At 28.6% G+C, this 20729-nt stretch carries 21 protein-coding genes and 1 other annotated feature; of the genes, 7 read left to right on the top strand and 14 right to left on the bottom strand.

Translation table 11 applies throughout. The features are described from left to right. Nucleotide 1: 1 nt before the first annotated feature. Nucleotides 2-586 carry a pentapeptide repeat-containing protein gene (locus INR60_RS12410; RefSeq protein ID WP_194191857.1) on the bottom strand — a complete coding sequence of 195 codons (585 nt, stop codon included), beginning with the start codon at nt 584-586 and terminating at the stop codon, nt 2-4. A gap of 123 nt (nt 587-709) precedes the next feature. On the opposite strand from INR60_RS12410, the gene INR60_RS12405 reads away from it, so the two are divergent. After that, entirely contained in the window at nt 710-1615 is a 906-nt protein-coding gene (locus INR60_RS12405; protein ID WP_207729571.1) for a radical SAM protein, read from the top strand. Nucleotides 1616-1662: 47 nt separating this feature from the next. Continuing rightward, nucleotides 1663-2286, top strand: a complete 624-nt coding sequence (locus tag INR60_RS12400; protein ID WP_194191856.1) for a superoxide dismutase — start codon at nt 1663-1665, stop codon at nt 2284-2286. A 56-nt stretch (nt 2287-2342) separates the two neighbouring features. Here the strand turns inward: INR60_RS12400 and INR60_RS12395 are convergent, their stop codons facing one another. Next, a complete protein-coding gene (locus INR60_RS12395) occupies nt 2343-3686 on the bottom strand; it encodes an MATE family efflux transporter (RefSeq protein WP_194191855.1) in 1344 nt (447 codons plus the stop codon). Nucleotides 3687-3805: 119 nt separating this feature from the next. On the opposite strand from INR60_RS12395, the gene INR60_RS12390 reads away from it, so the two are divergent. After that, complete coding sequence (locus INR60_RS12390; protein WP_194191854.1) at nt 3806-4684, top strand: AraC family transcriptional regulator; 879 nt, start codon at nt 3806-3808, stop codon at nt 4682-4684. Nucleotides 4685-4822: 138 nt separating this feature from the next. Beyond that, nucleotides 4823-6481 (top strand): glutamine--tRNA ligase/YqeY domain fusion protein, encoded by a 1659-nt coding sequence (locus tag INR60_RS12385; RefSeq protein WP_194191853.1) that lies wholly within the window; start codon nt 4823-4825, stop codon nt 6479-6481. Nucleotides 6482-6519: 38 nt separating this feature from the next. Here the strand turns inward: INR60_RS12385 and INR60_RS12380 are convergent, their stop codons facing one another. The 7 genes from INR60_RS12380 to INR60_RS12350 form a co-directional block, all read right to left on the bottom strand. Beyond that, nucleotides 6520-7116, bottom strand: a complete 597-nt coding sequence (locus INR60_RS12380) for a TetR/AcrR family transcriptional regulator (protein WP_194191852.1) — start codon at nt 7114-7116, stop codon at nt 6520-6522. A 148-nt stretch (nt 7117-7264) separates the two neighbouring features. Next, complete coding sequence (gltX, locus tag INR60_RS12375) at nt 7265-8923, bottom strand: glutamate--tRNA ligase (RefSeq protein WP_194191851.1); 1659 nt, start codon at nt 8921-8923, stop codon at nt 7265-7267. Between the two features lie 53 nt (nt 8924-8976). Beyond that, nucleotides 8977-9204 (bottom strand) — a binding site (T-box leader). A gap of 419 nt (nt 9205-9623) precedes the next feature. Next, nucleotides 9624-10340, bottom strand: a complete 717-nt coding sequence (locus tag INR60_RS12370) for a pseudouridine synthase (protein ID WP_194191850.1) — start codon at nt 10338-10340, stop codon at nt 9624-9626. A 139-nt stretch (nt 10341-10479) separates the two neighbouring features. Continuing rightward, entirely contained in the window at nt 10480-11226 is a 747-nt protein-coding gene (locus INR60_RS12365; RefSeq protein ID WP_194191849.1) for a lytic transglycosylase domain-containing protein, read from the bottom strand. A gap of 21 nt (nt 11227-11247) precedes the next feature. Beyond that, entirely contained in the window at nt 11248-13239 is a 1992-nt protein-coding gene (locus INR60_RS12360) for a triple tyrosine motif-containing protein (protein WP_194191848.1), read from the bottom strand. A 189-nt stretch (nt 13240-13428) separates the two neighbouring features. Continuing rightward, entirely contained in the window at nt 13429-13872 is a 444-nt protein-coding gene (locus INR60_RS12355) for a YaiI/YqxD family protein (protein WP_194191847.1), read from the bottom strand. Nucleotides 13873-13883: 11 nt separating this feature from the next. Further along, nucleotides 13884-15233: a glucose-6-phosphate isomerase gene (locus tag INR60_RS12350; protein ID WP_194191846.1), complete on the bottom strand. Its 1350-nt coding sequence runs from the start codon at nt 15231-15233 to the stop codon at nt 13884-13886. A 312-nt stretch (nt 15234-15545) separates the two neighbouring features. On the opposite strand from INR60_RS12350, the gene INR60_RS12345 reads away from it, so the two are divergent. The 3 genes from INR60_RS12345 (at nt 15546) to INR60_RS12335 (ending at nt 18078) form a co-directional block, all read left to right on the top strand. Beyond that, on the top strand, nt 15546-16400 hold the full coding sequence (locus INR60_RS12345) for a 5'-nucleotidase, lipoprotein e(P4) family (RefSeq protein ID WP_194191845.1): 855 nt from the start codon (nt 15546-15548) through the stop codon (nt 16398-16400). Nucleotides 16401-16575: 175 nt separating this feature from the next. Further along, the gene (locus INR60_RS12340) at nt 16576-17235 is read left to right on the top strand and encodes a hypothetical protein (RefSeq protein ID WP_194191844.1); all 660 of its coding nucleotides are present in this window, start codon (nt 16576-16578) and stop codon (nt 17233-17235) included. A 15-nt stretch (nt 17236-17250) separates the two neighbouring features. Beyond that, nucleotides 17251-18078 (top strand): hypothetical protein, encoded by an 828-nt coding sequence (locus INR60_RS12335; protein WP_194191843.1) that lies wholly within the window; start codon nt 17251-17253, stop codon nt 18076-18078. A 46-nt stretch (nt 18079-18124) separates the two neighbouring features. Here the strand turns inward: INR60_RS12335 and INR60_RS12330 are convergent, their stop codons facing one another. The 5 genes from INR60_RS12330 to INR60_RS12310 form a co-directional block, all read right to left on the bottom strand. Continuing rightward, nucleotides 18125-18670 carry an SMI1/KNR4 family protein gene (locus tag INR60_RS12330; protein ID WP_194191842.1) on the bottom strand — a complete coding sequence of 182 codons (546 nt, stop codon included), beginning with the start codon at nt 18668-18670 and terminating at the stop codon, nt 18125-18127. A gap of 16 nt (nt 18671-18686) precedes the next feature. After that, nucleotides 18687-18803, bottom strand: a complete 117-nt coding sequence (locus INR60_RS17730; RefSeq protein WP_194191879.1) for a ribonuclease domain-containing protein — start codon at nt 18801-18803, stop codon at nt 18687-18689. A 215-nt stretch (nt 18804-19018) separates the two neighbouring features. After that, nucleotides 19019-19387, bottom strand: coding sequence for a hypothetical protein (locus INR60_RS12320; protein WP_194191841.1), 369 nt, complete (start codon nt 19385-19387; stop codon nt 19019-19021). Between the two features lie 228 nt (nt 19388-19615). After that, nucleotides 19616-19918, bottom strand: coding sequence for a hypothetical protein (locus INR60_RS12315; protein ID WP_194191840.1), 303 nt, complete (start codon nt 19916-19918; stop codon nt 19616-19618). Between the two features lie 91 nt (nt 19919-20009). Beyond that, nucleotides 20010-20306, bottom strand: coding sequence for a hypothetical protein (locus INR60_RS12310; RefSeq protein ID WP_194191839.1), 297 nt, complete (start codon nt 20304-20306; stop codon nt 20010-20012). Between the last annotated feature and the right edge of the window lie 423 nt (nt 20307-20729).

The raw sequence follows: 20729 nt of genomic DNA, 5'->3' as shown, positions 1-20729 counted from the left end.
TTTATTTTATGATTATATCAAAATCATCTAGAAGACTTAAAACATCAGGCATACTAAACTTTGCTTTCTTTATATTATTTCTAACTGGATTAATTCTATAATTAAAGCTCTCCGTAAAGTTTGCCTTACATAAATTAGTATTTTCAAAAATGCTCTCTTCTAAACTGGATTTGTTAAAATTTGCTTCTCTCATATCCGCATTTATAAAATCAGTTCCAAACACATTACACTCTATAAATCTTATCTTTGGAACTTTTAAATCAGCAAAGCTGCAGTTTTGTATTAAACACTTTGAAAATTCAAAATCTAAAATAAATCTATCACATTTAGTAAAATCAATTCCTACAAGCTTACAGTCTTTAAAAAGTACTCCTCTTAATTTCGAATCATTAAATTTAGTTAAACTCAAATTACATTCTATAAATTCAGAGTTATCAAAAGTAGTCTCTCTAAAATCTGCTGAAGAAAAATCGCAATTTCTAAAAATGCAATTTTCAAATACTCTATCTATAATATTTTTATTTCTTCCCTCAACCCTTTTAAACTCTTCGCCTTCATATTCAAACTCAAAGAAATTTTCCTCCATAATTTTAAACTCCCTTTCATAACATAATTTAATTATATGTATTATCTCTATATTAGTTTGATTATATAATTTTATAGGAATATAATCTACTTAAAACAAACTTATTTTTTAAGAGGGATAAATATGTTAGATTCATTAAAAAACTGTAATTTATGTATAAGAAATTGTAATGTAGATAGAACATCTAAAAAACTTGGAGTATGTAACTCTTCTGATAAAATAATGGCAGCAAGAGCAGAGCTTCACCTTTTTGAAGAGCCTCCTATATCTTTTGGAAAAGGTTCTGGAACTGTGTTCTTTTCAAACTGCAATTTAAAATGTGTGTTTTGTCAAAACCACGAAATAAGTCAAGAACATAAAGGAAAAGAAATTTCTATAGAGGATTTATCAAATATATTTTTAAATCTTCAAGAAAAAGGTGCAAGTAATATAAACTTAGTTACACCAACTCATTATGTTCCTCAAATAATAGAAGCCTTAAAAATCGCAAAATCTAAAGGTTTAAATTTACCTATACTCTATAACACAAATAGCTATGATTCTTTAGAAACTATAAAAGCTTTAGATGGATTTATAGATATCTACCTTCCAGATTTTAAGTATTTTAACGAAAAGTTTGCAATTAAATACTCAAAAGTAAAAGGTTATAAAGACAACGTTATCGAAATACTTAAAGAGATGTTTAGACAAGTTTCTAAAAATCAATTCGATGAAGATGGAAGAATGATAAAAGGGATGGTTATAAGACATTTAATGCTTCCTGGGCTTTTATTTGATTCAAAAAAAATAATAGATACTATTTATAGCATGTTTAAAGATGATGTATATATTAGTATAATGAGCCAATACACCCCTATGTATAACGCATTTTCATATAAAGAAATTTCTAAACCTTTAACTCCTAAGGTTTACGATACCTTAATTGATTATGCCGCATCACTTGGGATTAAAAACGCTTTTATACAAGATAGTGAATCTAGTTCTACTGAATATGTACCATCATTTAACTTTCAAGGATTAGATAATTAATGTATTTTTAATTATAAATTAATAATAATAATAATGAGGTGAGATTTATGACAAACGAATTTACTTTAAAACCATTACCATTTGAATACGATGCTTTAGAACCTGTAATAGATAAAGCAACTGTTACTATACACCACGACAAGCATCAACAAACTTACGTTGATAACTTAAACAACGCATTAAAAAAACATCCAGACCTTTTTAATTATAGCTTAGGTGAATTATTAAAAAATTTAGATAAGGTTCCAGATGATATAAATGCAGCAGTTATTAATAACGCTGGTGGAGTTTATAATCACGAATTCTACTGGGAAGGTTTAAGCGCACCTTCTAAAGAAGAACCAACTGGTTCTTTAAGAATCGCTATCGAAAAATCTTTTGGATCTTTTGAAGGGTTTAAAAAAGAATTTAAAGATGCAGGACTTACTCAATTTGGTTCAGGTTGGGCTTGGTTAATTTTAGATGAAACTAATTCACTAAAAATAATTAAAACTCCAAACCAAAACTGCCCTTTATCTACAGATGAAGTTCCACTTTTAACTGTAGACGTTTGGGAACATGCTTATTACTTAAAATATCAAAACAAGCGTGCAGAATACTTAGATAACTTTTTCGATATAATAAATTGGAATATAGTATCAGAAAGATTCGACCTTGCTACAAGATTATAATTAAAAATTTAGGTCTATAACACTGTTTATTCTAGTGTTATAGACCTATTTTTATTTTAATACTTAATAAAGCTTTTATTTTCCCACTTTCTATTTTTCCACCTAAAGAAAACTAAAACACCTCTAAAGCATTCATCTATAGTAAATGCAATCCACATCCCTACAAGACCCAGCCCAAGTTTTATCCCTAAGATATATCCAAGTCCTACAGCAAAAAACCACATAGAAAATATTCCAATATAAACTGGGAATTTAACATCACCTGTAGCACGAAGTGCATTTATCCCTACTATATTCATAGTTCTTCCTTGTTCTAATATAAAGTCTACAATTAGAATATAGCCTCCTAATATAACTATTTCAGGGCTATCTGTAAGTATTTCTAATAAAGGATGACTAAATATAGCTAAAGCTCCACTTATTATTATAGTTACTATTAAAGACTTCTTTAAAGCATAGAGATAGACTTTATATGCTGTATCATTTTCTCTTTCCCCAACTAACTTCCCAACTATAATACTGCTACCTTGTCCCATAGCTACCGCAAAAACAAAGGCAAATGTAGATAGAGTTGATATATAACTTTTTGTAGCTACACTCTCTACCCCTATAGTATTTATAAATCCAGTTATAACAAGTTGAGAAAGGCTATAAGATATCTGCTCTCCAGCTGATGGTATCCCAATTTTAAATATATTTATTAAATGCAACTTTGGAAAAGGAAGTAGATTTTTAAATTTAAAATCTTTTAGGATGTATTTATAACAAACTATAAAAGCTATTATTAATCCTATTATCCTACTTATTGTAGTTCCAAGGGCTGCCCCGCTTACTCCAAGTGATGGGAAGCCAAACTTTCCAAAAATAAATATATAATTTAAAACAACATTTATTATATTCATTATAAATGTTATCTTCATACAAACCTTAGTTAAACTGTGAGACCTTAAAATAGCAGTTAAAGTCATAAGAATTGCTTGAACGAAAGTGAACCCTCCAACTATATCAATATATTGAGTCCCTAAAGTTATAAGTTCATCTGGGCTATTTAATAATTTTAAAAGTTCTCTTCCTCCTAAAAATAATAAAATACTTATAATTGCACCTAAAATAAAGTTAACTCCTATAGAAATCCCACTTATATTTAAGATATCTTTTTTTGAGCTTTTCGCTCCTATATTTTGAGTTAAAAGTATTGCAGTTCCTGCTGTTATAATTCCAAACATTAAATTAATTAGCCAAATAATCTGATTTGTTATACCTACAGCTGCAACAGCTGAATCTGAATACCTTCCAAGCATTAAGGTATCCATACTTCCAAGCAGCGACATAAGAAGTGTTTCTATGAAAATCGGCCAAGTTATATCTTTTAAATTAGTAGTTATTTTTTTATCTAACAAAATTTTATCCCCCTTCCCTTTTTCTTCTGCTATTATAGTATTATAATGACATCTAAATATTATTTCTCGAACATTTATGCTAATCAATATAACTATATTGCTATAAGGGAGTGTTTGCTTTGAAAAATTCAAAATATGTAGATTTAAAAGAAAAGAAAACTCACGGCGACTTTGATATATTTATGGATATTTATGAGGGGGTTTCAGTTTCTGCAAAGGATAACTACCTTCACTGGCATGATGAAATGGAGATAGTTTATATACGTTCTGGTACTGGGAAAATCCACGTAGATTTAAAAGAGTATTACGTAAAGCCTAAAGATTTAATATTTATAAGCCCGACTTCCCTTCACTATATGAGTAGTTCTAGCACAGAAGAATTAAAATACGAGGCTATAGTTTTTGATTTAAGTATGTTTTTAAGTTCTAAATTAGACTCATCTTCTTCTATTTTTATTAAATCGCTTATAAATGATAAGATATTATGCCCGATAATTAATAGTGATAATTTTAAAAACTACAATTTACTTTTAGAATATATTTTAAAGATATCTTCTGAATTTAAATCTAAAGACTACTCTTATCAGCTTAAAATTAAAGGCTATTTCTTTTTATTATTTTCTATTTTATTTGAAGATAATATAATTTCAAATAATAAAAGTTCTGTTATTAATAATGAGAAATTAGAAAAAATTAAATCTGTAATTATGTATATTAAAAATAATTACAATAACCCTATTAAAATAAAAGACTTAGCTAAAATCTCAGGCTATAGCGAATATTATTTTATAAGATTTTTCAAAAATCAAACAGGAAAAACAGCTACAAACTTTATAAATTCGATACGAATAGAAAAAGCTATAAATCTATTAAAGTCTACAAATCTTTCTATAACAGACATAGGTTTTGAGACAGGATTTTCCGATGTTTCGTATTTTATAAAGATTTTTAAATCATTTACGGGAAGTTCCCCTGCGTCTTATAGGAAATCTGTATAAAATGGGGTACTAAAGGAAAACTTTCACTTTATTTTTTGTCTATATTGGATTAAAATTAAAGGTAAATGTATAATATAAAGACATGAACTTAGAGTTTTTTTAACTCTATCAAATAAATTACAGGAGGGGTATACTTTTATGTCAAATGAGAATATCTCATCAAACTTTATTAGAAACATAATCGTAGAAGATTTAGAAACTGGTAAGCACGATAGTATTATTACTAGATTCCCACCAGAACCTAACGGTTACCTACATATAGGTCACGCTAAATCTATATTATTAAACTTTGGACTTTCAAAAGAATTCCAAGGTAGAACTAATTTAAGATTTGATGACACAAACCCATTAAAAGAAGATACTGAATATGTTAAATCTATAGAAGAGGATGTTAAATGGCTAGGTTGTAACTGGAATGAACTTCATTTTGCTTCAAACTACTTTGAGACTATGTATGAAAAAGCCCAGCTTCTTATAAAAAAAGGTTTAGCTTATGTTTGTGACTTAAGTCCTGAAGAAATGAAAGAATACAGAGGAACTCTTACTGAACCTGGTAAGAACAGTCCTTATAGAGATAGAAGTGTAGAAGAAAACTTAGACCTTCTTGAAAGAATGAAAAACGGTGAGTTTGAAGACGGTTCTAAAGTTTTAAGAGCTAAAATAGATATGTCTTCACCAAACCTTAATATGAGAGACCCTATAATCTATAGAATTTCTCATTCAGTTCACCATAACACAGGTGATAAATGGTGCATCTACCCTATGTATGACTTTGCTCATCCTTTAGAAGATGCTATAGAAAACATAACTCACTCTATCTGTACTCTTGAATTCGAAGATCACAGACCTTTATACGATTGGGTAGTAAAAGAATGTGAAATGGAATCAGTACCTAGACAAATAGAGTTTGCTAGACTTAACATGACTAACACAGTTATGAGTAAGAGAAAACTTAAACAATTAGTTGATGAAGCTGTAGTTGACGGTTGGGATGACCCTAGAATGCCTACTATATCAGGCCTTAGAAGAAGAGGTTACACTCCAGAATCAATTAGAAACTTCTGCACAGCTATAGGTGTTGCAAAAAACAACTCAACAGTTGATTCTCAAATGCTTGATTACTTCTTAAGAGAAGACCTTCAACCTAAAGCTCACGCTATAATGGGAGTAACTAATCCTATTAAAGTAGTTATAACTAACTACCCTGAAGGTCAAGTAGAGATGCTTGAAATGTCTAACCACCCAAAAGACGAAACTATGGGAAAAAGAATGGTTCCATTCTCAAGAGAAATATATATCGAAAAGGATGACTTTATGGAAAATCCTCCAAAGAAATATTTCAGACTATTCCCTGGTAACGAAGTTAGACTTAGAGGTGCTTATTTCGTAAAATGCACTGAAGTAATTAAAGATGAAAATGGTGAAATAAAAGAAATTCACTGTACTTACGACCCTGAAACTAAGAGTGGTTCAGGATTTACAGGAAGAAAAGTAAAAGGAACAATCCACTGGGTTGAAGCTAGTACTGCTGTTTCTTGTGAATTTAGATTATTTGAACCTTTAATATTAGATGATGAACCTGAAAACGAAGGAAAACATTTCTTAGAACAAATAAACCCTAATTCTTTAGAAGTTTTAGAAGGTTTTGTAGAACCTGAAGGAATTAAAGGATTAGAACCATTAGACAAAGTTCAAATGGTTAGAAACGGATTCTTCTCAGTAGATAACAAACTTACTACTTCTGACAAATTAGTTTTCAACAGAATAGTACCTTTAAAATCATCATTCAAATTATAATAAAAAAGGCTTTGAAATTTCAAAGCCTTTTTTTATATCTAAATTTCTATTCCCTTAAAGTATCTTTCTAGAGTTCCAAGTCCTTCTTTTATAGGATCAAAATCTCCATTTCTTAAACACCAAGAATAAATAGTTCCTCTTATTATATTAGATATATCATTTCTTATGGTTGAACTACTTATATCTTTAGTTATCTTTCCTAAATCTTGTCCTTCTTCAATTGCAATTCTTAAAAGCATAGGTGATTTTCTCTCACTTGATGTAAAATACTCATTTTCACTAGTTAACTGACTTTTATAAAACTGAGTTGTTATTTTAATACCTTTTCTTATAGGATAACTTATCTGTTCTGAAACTATTTTGAATATTTTTTCCTTATAGTTTCCTTCGAAGTAACCCTCTTTTTCTAATTTTTCAAAATAATAATCTAATTCCTTATAAGATTCAACTATTATAAAATCTAAAGATTTATAGTAATAATAAAAAGTTCCAACTGCTACATTTGCTCCCTTACAAATCTTATTTATAGTAATATTTTCAAAACCTATAGTCTCCATTAATTCAATTGCTGTGTCATATATTTTCTTCTTAGTTTCTATAGCTTTAATTTGCCTGCTATTTAAATTTGTCTGCATTATTATTCCTCCTTAAAAGACTTCCCCTAGTCAATTAATCAATAGTATATCATAAACATGTCCCATTAAAAATACTTATAATTTTTTAATGATTAAAAGGGATATTAAACTAAAATCAGTCTAATATCCCTTTATTAATAAATATATTTTATAAGCTTAAGAATTTATCGAATCTTTCTCTTACTTTTTCTTCTCCCATAATTTGCATTATGATGTAAAGGTCTGGAGTATTAGTTCTGTGAGTAATTGCAGCTCTAACTGAACCTGCAACATCTGAAACCATCCCTTTAAACTTTTCTGGTTCTCTTTTAAATTCTTTTCTGTTTGTAGCAAAGCCAAGGTCAATTGCTACAGCTTTTAATTCTTCAAACCACGTGTCTTTATCAGTGTTGAAATTATAAGCTTTTTTGTATCCTTCTACTACCTCTTTAGCTAATGCTAAATCGCAAGTTTTAGGAAGTTCTATTTCTTCAGCTTTTTCTTTATCGAATAACTCGTCAAAGTAGAAGAATATTTTTTCTTTAACTTCATTCCATTTTCCAAAGTCTTTTCTAGGTTTTGGGCCGTCTTTTTCTATGTTAAATGCAGCTTTAATCATAGCCTCGTTTTCTACTACTAAATCATACATTTCTTTATCGAAGTCTTTTGCCCAAGTAGTATACTTATCATAAACATTTTCAGCTTTCATCTTACAGATTACGTTTTTAGAAACGTCGTGTAATTTAACTATATCAAATAAAGCTCCTGATTTACTCATGTGGTCAAGTTCTACTTTGAAGTCGTGGTAATCAGCATCTGGATTTTCAGTTCTCCACTCTTCGTAGCTTGAATTTATGATGTTTAGAAGGTATTCTATAACTGATTCAGCTGGATATCCTTCTTCTCTGTAGTAACTTACAGCACTTTCTGGATCTTTTCTTTTTGAAAGTTTTCTTTTTGATCCGTTTTCTGATTTCATTATAGTTGGAACGTGAGCGTAGTTTGGAGTTTCAAATCCTAAAACTTGGAATAATTGAAGGTGGATAGGTAATGATGATAACCACTCTTCTCCTCTTATAACGTCAGTTGTATGCATTAAAGCATCATCTATAGCGTGTGCAAAATGGTAAGTTGGAAGTCCATCTGATTTAATTATAACTATATCTTGAACGTTCTCTGGGAAAGATATATCTCCTTTTATTAAATCGTGGAATTCTACTCTGTTTTCTTCTTTTCCAGGAGATTTTAATCTTAAGATATATTCTTCTCCACTTTCAATTCTTTTGATAGCTTCTTCTACTGGAAGATTTCTATAAACAGCATACTCTCCGTAGTATCCTGGAGTTATTTTTTCTGCCATTTGCTTTTCTCTTATATCATTTAATTCTTCTGGAGTACAGAAGCAAGGGTACGCTAAACCTCTTTTTACTAAATCTTTTGCAAATGCGTGATAAATTTCTTTTCTTTTACTTTGTCTGTATGGACCATAGTTACCTTTTGAAGTTTCTTCTCCAGTTTGACCTTCGTCAAATTCCATACCAAAGTTATGCATAGTTTCTATAGTATCTTGGATTGCTCCTTCAACTTCTCTTTTTTGGTCTGTATCTTCTATTCTTAAATAAAAGATACCTTCACTTTGGTGAGCTAATCTTTCGTTTATAAGAGCAGCATATACTCCTCCTATATGTTGGAATCCTGTAGGACTTGGAGCATATCTTACTACGTGCGCTCCTTCTTTAATATCTCTCTTTGGATACATTTCTAAATAATCGTTTGGTGTTTTTAATTCATCTTTAAAGATTAAATTAGCTAATTGTTCTCTACTCATCTTATCTCCCTCTTTCTATAAAAGTTTATAAAAAAAAGCCTATCATCCAAAAAAAATAGGACGAAAAGCTACACTTTACGCGGTACCACCTAATTTAGTTAGCTTAAGCTAACTCTCTTAAGACCTCTTTAAGGTGAGGTAAATCCCAAAACTTACTACGAAATTATCTTTCAGTTTTATGCTCCTAAGCTTCCTTCTATGCTTTCAAATATTAGGCTCTAACCACCCCTAACTCGCTTTTAAATGAAGTAACATATACTCTTCTTAATCAATGCAAAATTTATTCTTTTAACTCATATAATTATACATATATTATAAGTAGTTGTAAATATAATATACTTCTTCTTTAATTTTTATCGTAATTTGTCGATTTAATATCTGCAAGGTAATTCTCGTATAAATATTTTTTTGCAAGATAACTTTCATTGATAATTTATTAATATAATATCACTTTTTTACAAAATTAACAAAAGACGTTTAATGTAAACTTTTTCTTTTGCGCAAAACAAAAACGTAACCCTTGGGGCCGGGTTACGTTCAATCAATAAGCAATAAATAAAAAGGGGGCTATATATCCTTTTATTTATCCTTGCAACAAATATTATATGTTAATCACTAATCAAATGCAAGTATTTTTGTAAAATATATTCAACTTTTGGTAAATTATGAATGTTTTTCTTGCATAATTAAAGAACTTTCGTTAAAAGCTCTTTAAATGTGCTATTTCCTCATCTGTAAGCTCTCTATATTCGCCTTCTTCTAGCTCTGTATCTAGCTTTAGACCGCCAAATTCGATTCTTTGTAAGTATGTAACAGACTTACCTACAGCCTCAAACATTCTTTTAACTTGGTGGAACTTTCCTTCGTGTATAGTTATGTGAATTTCTGAACCTTCATCTGAAGAATTTAGAACTTCAAGCTTCGCTTCCTTGCAAAGATAACCATCATCTAAAGTTATACCATTTTTGAATTTTTCTATATCTGATTCCGTTACTTTTTTATCTATTTTTGCAAAGTAAACTTTGTCTACCCCCCATTTTGGTGATATAAGTCTGTGATTTAATTCACCGTCATTCGTTAAAAATAAAAGACCTACAGTATCTTTATCTAATCGACCTACTGGGAATGGATCAAAAGCTTGATGATCTACGTATAATAAATCAATTACAGTTTCATCTCTACTATCGTGAGTTGCTGAAACCACTCCATCTGGTTTATTCATCATAAGATAGATGTGCTTTCTATAAAATAATTCTTCCCCATTAATTTTTATAACTGAATTTTCAGGATCTATTTTCATTTTGTTGTCTTTAACTATCTCGCCATCAACTTCTACTAACTTTTTCTTTAAAAGATCTTTAACTTCTTTTCTACTTCCGTATCCTAAGTTAGAAATAATTTTATCTAATCTTTCCAATAGAAACACCTCATACTTTCTAAATCTCTTATCTATTCTATTACTTATTGTTATTATGGTCAAATAAAAGTACCTTTACTTAATTTTATACTTTTCTATAATCAAAAAAAATGTTGGATCTAAATCCAACATCTTTTTATTAAATACTTTTAGCACCAAAGTCTCTATAGTATCCCATAACCTTTGGGACATAATTTCTAGTTTCACTTGGCATTTTATAAAGGTCACTCGTTGAACTTACGCCTCTTCTTTGCATTGTTCCAGAACCTGCGTTATAAGCCATAAGTGCCATCTCTTTACTTCCATTATACTGCTTTATTTTTTGGCTTATATATTTAACTCCGCCTTTTATATTATCATCTATATCGTAAGGATTTTTAACTCCTAAATAACTTGCAGTTTCAGGCATAAGTTGCATAAGCCCCATAGCACCAACTGGTGAAGTATCTTTAGGATTAAAGTTTGATTCTGCTTTAATTATTCCAAGCACGAAGTTTGGGTCCACCCCATATTGTTTTGAATATTTATTTACTGATGCATAGATTTGTTTCATCTTAGCATCCTCTGTAACAGGCTTTACTTCTTTAATATTACTTAGTTCTTGACCTTTAATATTACTAGCACTCGCACTTAGATTTTCACTTGCATATTGGTTTTTATAATCAGCTTGACCAATTAACATATCCATAGCTTGTAAGTTTTGTCCTGGGGTACTGCTCATTATATTATCACTTAACTTTTGTGAATCTTCGTTTTGAGATACAGCCTTTAAAAGCGATTGGTAAAGAACATCAAACTGCATTCCGTCCCCAGCTGCACTTTTTAAAACTTTACTCATAAGGCCCATCTTAACCATCATATCATTACTGATTTTGTTTAATTCCATCCTAATCCTCCTAAGTTAACTTTAAACTTCAAATTCTATTTCTGAGTAATCCTCATAATTTACTCTCTTATAATAACTCTTAGAAAGTACAATCATTCTATAATATCCCTTTGAAAAAGGCATAAATGTATAATATTTTTTCTTACTATAACTTTGCGCTTTTATCCAATTCCCTTTTTCCATAATATAAAACTCATAGCAGACATCTTTTCCGCCATTACTACTTACCTTAAAAGTTACTTCTTTTCCTATTTCAATAACCTTTTTATCTATACTAATTTTAGTATCAGTTACAGGTGTTGCTTCGTGAACATAAAAACTTAATTCTTTTCTAGAATCAAATTCCTCTTGGCACCTTATATGTTTTGAAAAAACTTCAAAAGTATATTTTCCTGAAACCTTTGGAACAAACTTTAACTTTTTATTAGTTATGTAGCCTGTTTCTTCGACTACATGTCCATTTATCTTAGTTATATAATTTATTAGAACATTTTTAGTTTGCTTAACTATAGTTTCTATTTCTATAGGGTCACCTATTAAATAAATGCTTTTGTGAGGGAATAATATGTGTTCAATCTTTGCTGGCAAATAATCACGAGCTTTTACAAAATAACTCATCTTAGCATCATAAGATTCTTTAGAATATTTATCCTTAACCTCTACTTGAACTTCATACTCACCCTTTTCTTTTGGAGTAAAGTTTATCCAATTAGCTTCATTAAAATCTATTCTTTCAAGTTCAACACCATTATTTAATATAATAAATGAATAAGACAGATAAGTTCCGCCTTCTGCAATTATCTTAACATTAACAGGTTTTCCAATTAAAACTTCTCCCTTTTGATCTCCTATAACATCAACTATCCTAACTGGTTTAGCTGCCTTTTTATCTACATCAAAAAGTATCGTTTTCTTTACCTCGAAGTCTCCATTAAAAGAAGCATCTTTTGCATAAACAGTTATTCTGTATTCACCTTCTTTTGAAGTTTCCCAAGTAAATTCTGAATTTCTAGTATAACAAGAATCATCAGAAATAGGTCCATCTACTATATATCTATATACTAATTCTCGACCACCTTCTGCATTAACTTTAAAATTAATTTTACTTCCTGATACTTGTGGTGATTTTAAATCTGCTGAAAAGCTTCTGATTTTGATAGGTTCATATAAAGATACATCATAAACCATAAGGGCTCTATCATCAAATTCTTTATTTGAAAAGATATCTCTCATATAACAAAGAAGTTTATATCTTCCTTCTGTTGTTTCTGAAAAACTTACTACTCTTCTTGAAGAGAAATCTTGAACTACTGTGCTTCTTCCATCTTCATCAATTTTGATAAATTTAAAAAGAAGTGGTCTAGTCTCATCAAGATTTGCAAAAACTTTAAAAACTAACTCTTCATTTACTAATAATGATTCAGTTAAACATTTAAAATCTGTTATTTCACCTTTATTTTTTTCTTTTATATTAAACTTTAGAGTTTTAAAATCATCTACATTTTTAGCTGAATCTATTTTCTTACATTCAACTAAAACTTCTTCTTCCCCATTACCGTGTGCTGAATATGAAATAGTATCTTCTCCTGAATAATCACGTACAACTTCCCACTCGTCATTGATTTTTTTAGAAAATCTAAAAAGCACTTCTTTTTCATCAGTAATTACTTTTATATTTATTTTTTCGCCTTCAATAAATTCTTTTTTCTCTACAATTATATCTTTAATCAATTTACATTCCTCTTCCTTGGCAAATATTTCAAACTCTTCTTTTGCTAATAAATCAAAAGGCTTCTTTGAATTTCTCTTCTTACCTTGAACCATAATCATATATTCTCCTGGCTCTTCCGGCACCCAAAGCCCTTGTCCACTTTCGTTAAATTCTTTTATAGTGCTCCAAAGACCTAAATTTCCTATAAGAACTTTATAATCAATTATATCATCACAATCTATATCTACTTTTATATTACTACCTACTGACTGCGGACTTCTTTTATTAAGCAAAATATTCATTTTCTAAAAAATCCCCCTTTTAAATAGATCCTCTAAATTCTATTTTAAATTATACCATTTTTTGTAAATATTTTAAAGGTAGATTATTCTATTATTATACAATATTTCTTTTATGTAATTATTATTATAACTTTAATTTTGAATTTTTTATAATAAAAAAAGCTAATATTATATGCAAAAACATAAATACTAACTTTCTAAATTCTTTTCTATTGAAACTCTTAAGTTTTTAATTAATCTATTTTCATCTTCTACACTTCTTTTTTTAGGACCTTTAGTTCTTACACCTGCTTTTCTAAGCTTAGAATGTATATGTCTTTGTGAAAGCATAGAGTCTATATTATCTTCTGAATAAATATATCCTTTAGGGCTTAAAACCGTTGCACCCTTAGGTAAACATATAGCTGCAACTCCGTAATCTTGGGTTATAACTATATCTTTATTTTTAACATTATTCATTATAAACATATCTGCACTTTGAAAACCTGAATCTACAATTATTACTTTTGCGTAATCACTTCTTATGTAGTGGTTTATATCACAATAGATTTCTACTTCTATAGAATACTCTTTTCCTAATGATTCAATTTTGGAGATGCTAGGACAAGCATCTCCATCAATTAAAATTTTCATAAATCCTAAGATTATAATCTCTTTTCTAATTCAGCTTTTATATCTTCATAACCTGGTTTTCCAAGTAAAGCAAACATGTTTTTCTTGTAAGCTTCAACTCCTGGTTGGTTAAATGGATTTACTCCTAAAAGATATCCGCTAATTCCGCAAGCTTTTTCGAAGAAGTATACTATTTGACCGAAGTAGTAAGGAGTTAATTCTGGTACGTTAAGAACCATGTTTGGTACTCCTCCATCGTTGTGTGCAAGTAAAGTTCCTTGGAAAGCTTTTTGGTTTACGAAGTTCATGTCTTTTCCAGCTAAGAAGTTTAATCCGTCTAAATCATCTTCTGTAGCTTCGATAGTCACTGATTCTTCAGGACTTTCTACGTTTATAACAGTTTCAAAAAGATCTCTTCTTCCTTCTTGGATGTATTGTCCCATTGAGTGTAGGTCTGTTGAGAAATCAACAGCTGCTGGGAATATACCTTTGTTATCTTTTCCTTCTGATTCTCCATATAATTGTTTCCACCATTCGTTTAAGTAGTGTAATGATGGTTCGTAGTTAACTAATAACTCGATAGTTTTACCTTTGTTGTAAAGAGCATTTCTTACAGCTGCATATCTGTAGCATGCATTTTCTTTTATAGAAGGGTTACTAAACTCTTCTCTTGCATCAGCTGCACCTTGCATCATTTCATCTATATTAATTCCAGCTACTGCAATTGGAAGTAATCCAACTGGTGTTAATACTGAGAATCTTCCACCAACATCATCTGGGATTACGAAAGTTTCGTATCCTTCAGCGTCTGCTAAAGTTTTAAGAGCTCCTTTAGCTTTGTCTGTTGTAGCAAAAATTCTATTTTTAGCTTCTTCTTTACCATATTTCTTTTCTAATAGGTCTTTGAAGATTCTAAATGCTATTGCAGGTTCAGTTGTAGTTCCTGATTTTGATATTACGTTAACTGCAATATCTTTTCCTTCTACAGCTTTTAATAATTGAGCCATATATGTTGAACTTATGTTGTTTCCTACGTAGAAGATTTGTGGAGTTTTTCTATCTTCTTTATTTAATACGTTGTAGAAATTGTTAGTTAACATTTCTATAGCTGCTCTAGCTCCTAGGTATGATCCACCTATTCCGATAACTATTAAAACATCAGCGTTTTCTTGAATCTTTTTAGCTGCGCCTTTGATTCTTGCAAACTCTTCTTTGTCGTAATCTACAGGTAGGTCGATCCATCCTAAGAAATCACTTCCTGCTCCTGTTTTTTCGTGTAACTTTTTGTGTGATGATTCAACTAAGTCGCTCATATATTCTATTTCTTCCATTTGAAGATATGGAGCTACTTTAGATAAATCTAATGATAGTCTTTTAGTCATAATAGTTGCCTCCCTAAAAATATTAATCTACATAAATGTATATTATGCTTTATGTAGTATATTTATAACTTGAAATTAATATAAATAACGTTTTAATCTATTACCTTTACATTGTACAATAAATATCAAATTTGTTAAACATATTTTAATTATAGCTATAAACTGTTTACCATTTCTTAAAATTTTAATCAATTTGAAAATTTAACTGGTAACGTTTACTAATTTTCTTTTTCTTAATATATAATCAATATAATATCTATATTTTTAAAATAAAATATAACTGACTTTATTTTAAACAAAAGGGGAGATTTTATGAAAAACACAAAAGTTAAAGGAATAATAATATCACTTATTATAGGAATTTCTGTTGGTGCTGGTTCTACTTACATCGTTCAAAAAGAGGTCTATAAAGACGATATCGAAACTATTCAAACTGCAGAAGATATGGCATCACTAATAAACGGAAATATATTAGCCGTTGATTGGCAGCAAAACTCTGGAGAGATTAATGCTTTAAGATATGAAGCTTATAACTCTGGTAAAGATTATGTATCTAAATTATCTAAAGAAAAAAGTGACAAGCCTTATGCTGTAACTTTAGATATAGATGAAACTATCTTAGATAACTCACCACACGCAGGTTATCAAATTAAAAACGGTGTTTCTTACACTCCTGAAAACTTTCATAAATGGGTTGAAAAAGCTAGTGCAAAAGCTATAGCTGGCTCTAAAGCTTTCACAGACTTTGCAAAAAGTAAGGGCTTTGAAGTATTTTATGTTTCTAATAGAGATGAAAAAACTGAATTAGACTCTACTATTAAAAATATGAAAGACTTAGGGTTTGTAGATTCTGATAAAGATCACATCCTTTTAAAAACTGATACAAACAACAAAAAGGGAAGATGGGATAAAATTAAAGAAAAATATAACTTAGCTATCTATTGCGGAGATAATTTAGGGGACTTCCCAAACGGATATGATAAACAATCAAACGAAAAAAGAAATGAAATAGTTTCTAAAGAAAAAGATAACTTTGGAACTAAGTATATAGTACTTCCTAATTCAGCATACGGAGATTTTGAAGGTGCTATTTATAGTTATGATTACTCAAAATCACCTTCTGAAAAGTTAAAAGATAGATTAAATGTTATAAAATCATTTGAATAAGATAAAGCTTCCTAATAATTTTTAGGAAGCTTTTAATATATTTACTTAAAGCTTGTCTAAATTACAAATTATCTTAAATTTAGATTTTTATATAATTATAATTCTATTTGAACAATTAAAAATAAATTAGATATATGGTATAATTTAACTAAATTTAATATAAAAAGGAGTAATCATGAGTAAAAAGAAAATTATTATACCAATAGCAATTATTTTAATTATTTGCCTTTCTTTAGGCACTTATCTTTTCTTAAATAAAAATTCAACTAAAAATGAAATAAAAAAATTAAGTTCTCTTATGGACAAGCCTTACGAAATAATCAATTTAAATACAATAGATGGAACTACTACACTTAATATAAAAGCTGATTTAGATAAACATAATTCTATAATTTTAGCTAAGAGAATAAATAACGAATTAGAAAGCAAAAAAGTGAAGATTTCTTATTATAAAGATAACCCTTCAGATGATTCAAATGGCTTTTATACTGAAGGAATGACTAACGAAGTAGAAATAAATAAAGATGATAGAAAGCTTTATTTTAATGAATTTAAAGAAGATAAATTAGACGACTCTTTTAAGAATTTATCTTTAAAAGATATAGAATATAAAAATGTAACGAATACAGGCGATATCTCGGAAGTTTCAGTCTCTTCAAAGGATTTAAACGAAAATAATATTAATGAAGAGCTACATTTATTAAGTAAGATAATAAAAGATGAAAATCCCAAAGTTAAAAACGTAATACTTACTACAAACCTAGAAAACCTTACTTACGGTATAGCTTCAAGTAACCCTAATATAGTTAGAATCTCAGAAACTATAGAATATTAAAATTGGAGGTTAATTATGAATACAAAAAAATTAATACTGTCTTCTTTAGTTTGTTTTTCTTTTATTATTGGAATGGTAACTATCCCTGCAAATGCTACTCCTAATGAGGAAGATTCAGATTATATTTCACTTTCAAAACTTACAACTTCAAAAGAAGGAACTATAACAAACCCTTCTAAAGATACTGTAGAATATAAGTTTTCAGATAACATAATAAAAATTGATTTTACATCACCTTTTATAAATATAAATGATAAAATAATCCCCTTAGAAACGGAAGAAATAAACGGTTTAAAGCTACCTAATTTCAAAGCGAAATTTAAAAGAAACGAAGAAAATCAAATTCTAGTTAAGTCTTCTTTAATAAAGGATACTTTAAATATAGAGTTAAACACTGCAGAAAAAGAAGAAAAAAAGGAAGATGAAGAAGAAACAGAAAATACAAATGATTTAACTAACCAAAATCAAGAAGAAAATACAAACCAAACCGTAACTACAAATACAAGACCAAACCAAGATAACAACACTACACAAACTAGACCTAATAATAGGCCTAATCGCCCTAGCGGAAATACAGGGTCTAGTAATAATAATTCAAACGGTAATAACTCATCTAACAATAACAAACCAACTAAACCTGTAAAACCACCTGTAACAGATGATAATAATGGATCTAACGATAATAACTCTAATGAAAACGATAATAGTAACGATAATTCAAACGAGGATAATAATGCCTCTAAACCTGATACTGGTGGAGATAACAATTCAAACGGAAGTGATTCAGGCTCTTCAAACACATCTCCAGAGCAAGAAACTCAAACCCAAGATAATTCTAATTAATGATAACAAAAAGAGCAAAGTTTTAATTCTTTGCTCTTTTTACTATTTATAAGAGATCACTCCAAAAAGGAATATAAGTTAATTTTTCATAATTTATATCACTTTGTTTTTCAGTCCCAAATTCTATTTCTAAATATGAAGTTAGATTTTCTCCATAGCAAATTATATCAGTATCATGTATTGAAAATATTGGCGTATTTATCCTATTAACTTGTGGCATATATCTATGAGCATATATGGGTATTAATTTAGGAGCTTTTTTTAATAAACTTCTAATAATTTCGACTTTTTCTAATTCATTATTAGGCTCTTCCCCCCACTCATCACACCAATATACTCCATCTGCTAATTCATATATATCTTTTATTGGTCTTTTTATAACTTCATTTATAAACGTTACATTTTCATCATTAAAATTTCTCCAATTATAAAATCCTTTTGATATAGGTAATGCTATTTTATATAACTCTTTTAAGTCTTTAGGAAATTCTATATTAAAAACTTCTTCTATTCTTTTAATCTCATCATTTGATAATCCAATTTCAAATTCTATTCCTTTATGCTTTAACTTATTAATTAACTCCATATACATCTGAATATCACCGTCCTTATTCTATTCTTGTAAATGTAAAGTAATGATCTTTTGTATACCAAACTGATCCATTATCTCCAATTACTATTCTCTCAGCACCTCTATTTTTTCCTTGTTTAACTGCATATAAAATTTAATTTTCAAAGTTTAAAAGTAAAATTTAAGTATTTATAGGTATCCTTAAAAAATAGAAAATCTTTAATATATTCAACCCTATATTTTATTCCACTTGTATGATTCCTTGAATTTTAACTGATTCATTACTTAATACTTTCAATAAATTATTTATATATATTTAATTTGCATAAATACTTATATGTCAAAATACTTACAAATATTTTACTCATTTTAATAAATATCTATCCTTTGACAATAAAAACTTATATATTCACCTTCTAAAATATCTATAGGAATAGTACCATCTTCTAGTTGTAGTACTATTTCACCTACCTTAGCTAAATTATTTTTTTTATCTATTAGTTTAGCAATTATATTATAAGATAACTCTTCTTTTTGCTTTTCTATATAGAAATTTTCTTTATCGGATTTAATTACATTTCTATTATTAAAACAATACACAGGCCCTGTTATTACCTGATTTACAGCTAAATTACATGGCTGAGAAAAACATATTAACTCATTAACCCCGTCTGTAATTGAAACTTCTGCTTCTAATGCACTTTCTGAAATCATATTTATATTTTTTATTGTAATCATATTATCCTCCTTATTATTTAATAAATCCATTTAATTCAGGTACGTATTTTCCATTTTTAACTACATAATTTGCATCATCAATATAATTTTTTATTCCATATTCACTTTTTCCTAGTGCCTCCATCATTTCTTTTCCATGTTTTTTAAAATGAATATTAGCTTCATCAGCCTTAAATTTTAAATTTCTTGATTTTAAAGCTTTTATTTCAGCAGAATCTACTCCTTTAATTATATTCTTATAATTTTTTCTAATCGTCCACCTTTAAATAAATTAACTAATTCATCTGAATTTTTTAATCCTTTTTTTACACATATATCTGCAACTTCAGGTGAAAATATACATGCAAATAATACTCCTCTATTGATTTCTTCTTTTGTTATTATATCTTTTCCATATACAAAATCAAAGAAATCTTTAGCTATATCTGCTGGTGATACAGAAATTATCATTGATATAAGTTCACTTTGTGTAACTTGTAGCGCAAATGCATGATGATATTTTTCTAAGTTCCTTTTTTCAAATACTGGCATCAAATGATATAGTCCTTTTACTAATTGCCAATTACATTCTATCTCGTAATTATTTATATTTAACTTAACATTTTTAAATATTTTTATAGTATCATAATTTTTCTTTTCCTTTTTTTGAATCCGACTCTTTATGATTAGAAGTATCTTTTAATGTTGATCCTCTTCTATTAGAAAAAGCATGATATGAATTTGCTTCATTTACTATAGCTCTTTCACTCAATAATATAAAACCATCATCTTTTACTGTATCAATTATTTCTCCATCATACTTATAATATTCATTCCCTCTGAGTGGATCATAGACCTTAAAAAATATTTTCCCATTTATTTTTTGATATCCTGCTAAAACTATATAATGTCCAAGTCTCGTTACATGCCCCGGCCCCATACTTGCTTGCTATACCTAAATGTTTATTATCTGAAAGTATATTTTTCACATGATTTATATTACCTATTGATTTGTAATTTAAATTATATCTTGTATTTAATGAATCATAACTTGCTCCGCTAAATAAATTCGAACTTGTTCCTCCATTCTAAGTCCTATACCCATGTTGCAATGCATATTTACATATCTCATTTGGTGAAACATCAATATTATTTAACAATGATATAAATCTTTATTTTAATGCATTTAAAGACTATAAATTAGAAGACTATTTTAAAAAAATTATCTCCAAAAGATTTAAACGAAAATAATCTTAATGAAGAGCTACATTTATTAAGTAAGATAATAAAAGATGGAAACCCAAAAGTTAAAAACGTAATACTTACTACAAACCTAGAAAACCTTACTTACGGTATAGCTTCA

It is taken from the genome of Clostridium chrysemydis (genome assembly GCF_015234215.1).
In the GTDB taxonomy this organism is placed as follows: Bacteria; Bacillota; Clostridia; order Clostridiales; family Clostridiaceae; genus Clostridium; species Clostridium chrysemydis.
The sequence above is the reverse complement of the archived record's forward strand: the minus strand, read 5'-3'. Positions and strand labels throughout refer to the sequence as shown.

Coding starts and splice junctions, on each gene's coding strand:
- INR60_RS12410 (WP_194191857.1), bottom strand. CDS start 586: ATGGAGGAAAATTTCTTTGAGTTTGAATATGAAGGCGAAGAGTTTAAA.
- INR60_RS12405 (WP_207729571.1), top strand. CDS start 710: ATGTTAGATTCATTAAAAAACTGTAATTTATGTATAAGAAATTGTAAT.
- INR60_RS12400 (WP_194191856.1), top strand. CDS start 1,663: ATGACAAACGAATTTACTTTAAAACCATTACCATTTGAATACGATGCT.
- INR60_RS12385 (WP_194191853.1), top strand. CDS start 4,823: ATGTCAAATGAGAATATCTCATCAAACTTTATTAGAAACATAATCGTA.
- INR60_RS12380 (WP_194191852.1), bottom strand. CDS start 7,116: ATGCAGACAAATTTAAATAGCAGGCAAATTAAAGCTATAGAAACTAAG.
- gltX (WP_194191851.1), bottom strand. CDS start 8,923: ATGAGTAGAGAACAATTAGCTAATTTAATCTTTAAAGATGAATTAAAA.
- INR60_RS12365 (WP_194191849.1), bottom strand. CDS start 11,226: ATGGAATTAAACAAAATCAGTAATGATATGATGGTTAAGATGGGCCTT.
- INR60_RS12360 (WP_194191848.1), bottom strand. CDS start 13,239: ATGAATATTTTGCTTAATAAAAGAAGTCCGCAGTCAGTAGGTAGTAAT.
- INR60_RS12355 (WP_194191847.1), bottom strand. CDS start 13,872: ATGAAAATTTTAATTGATGGAGATGCTTGTCCTAGCATCTCCAAAATT.
- INR60_RS12350 (WP_194191846.1), bottom strand. CDS start 15,233: ATGACTAAAAGACTATCATTAGATTTATCTAAAGTAGCTCCATATCTT.
- INR60_RS12345 (WP_194191845.1), top strand. CDS start 15,546: ATGAAAAACACAAAAGTTAAAGGAATAATAATATCACTTATTATAGGA.
- INR60_RS12340 (WP_194191844.1), top strand. CDS start 16,576: ATGAGTAAAAAGAAAATTATTATACCAATAGCAATTATTTTAATTATT.
- INR60_RS12335 (WP_194191843.1), top strand. CDS start 17,251: ATGAATACAAAAAAATTAATACTGTCTTCTTTAGTTTGTTTTTCTTTT.
- INR60_RS12330 (WP_194191842.1), bottom strand. CDS start 18,670: ATGTATATGGAGTTAATTAATAAGTTAAAGCATAAAGGAATAGAATTT.
- INR60_RS12320 (WP_194191841.1), bottom strand. CDS start 19,387: ATGATTACAATAAAAAATATAAATATGATTTCAGAAAGTGCATTAGAA.
- INR60_RS12315 (WP_194191840.1), bottom strand. CDS start 19,918: ATGCCAGTATTTGAAAAAAGGAACTTAGAAAAATATCATCATGCATTT.
- INR60_RS12310 (WP_194191839.1), bottom strand. CDS start 20,306: ATGGGGCCGGGGCATGTAACGAGACTTGGACATTATATAGTTTTAGCA.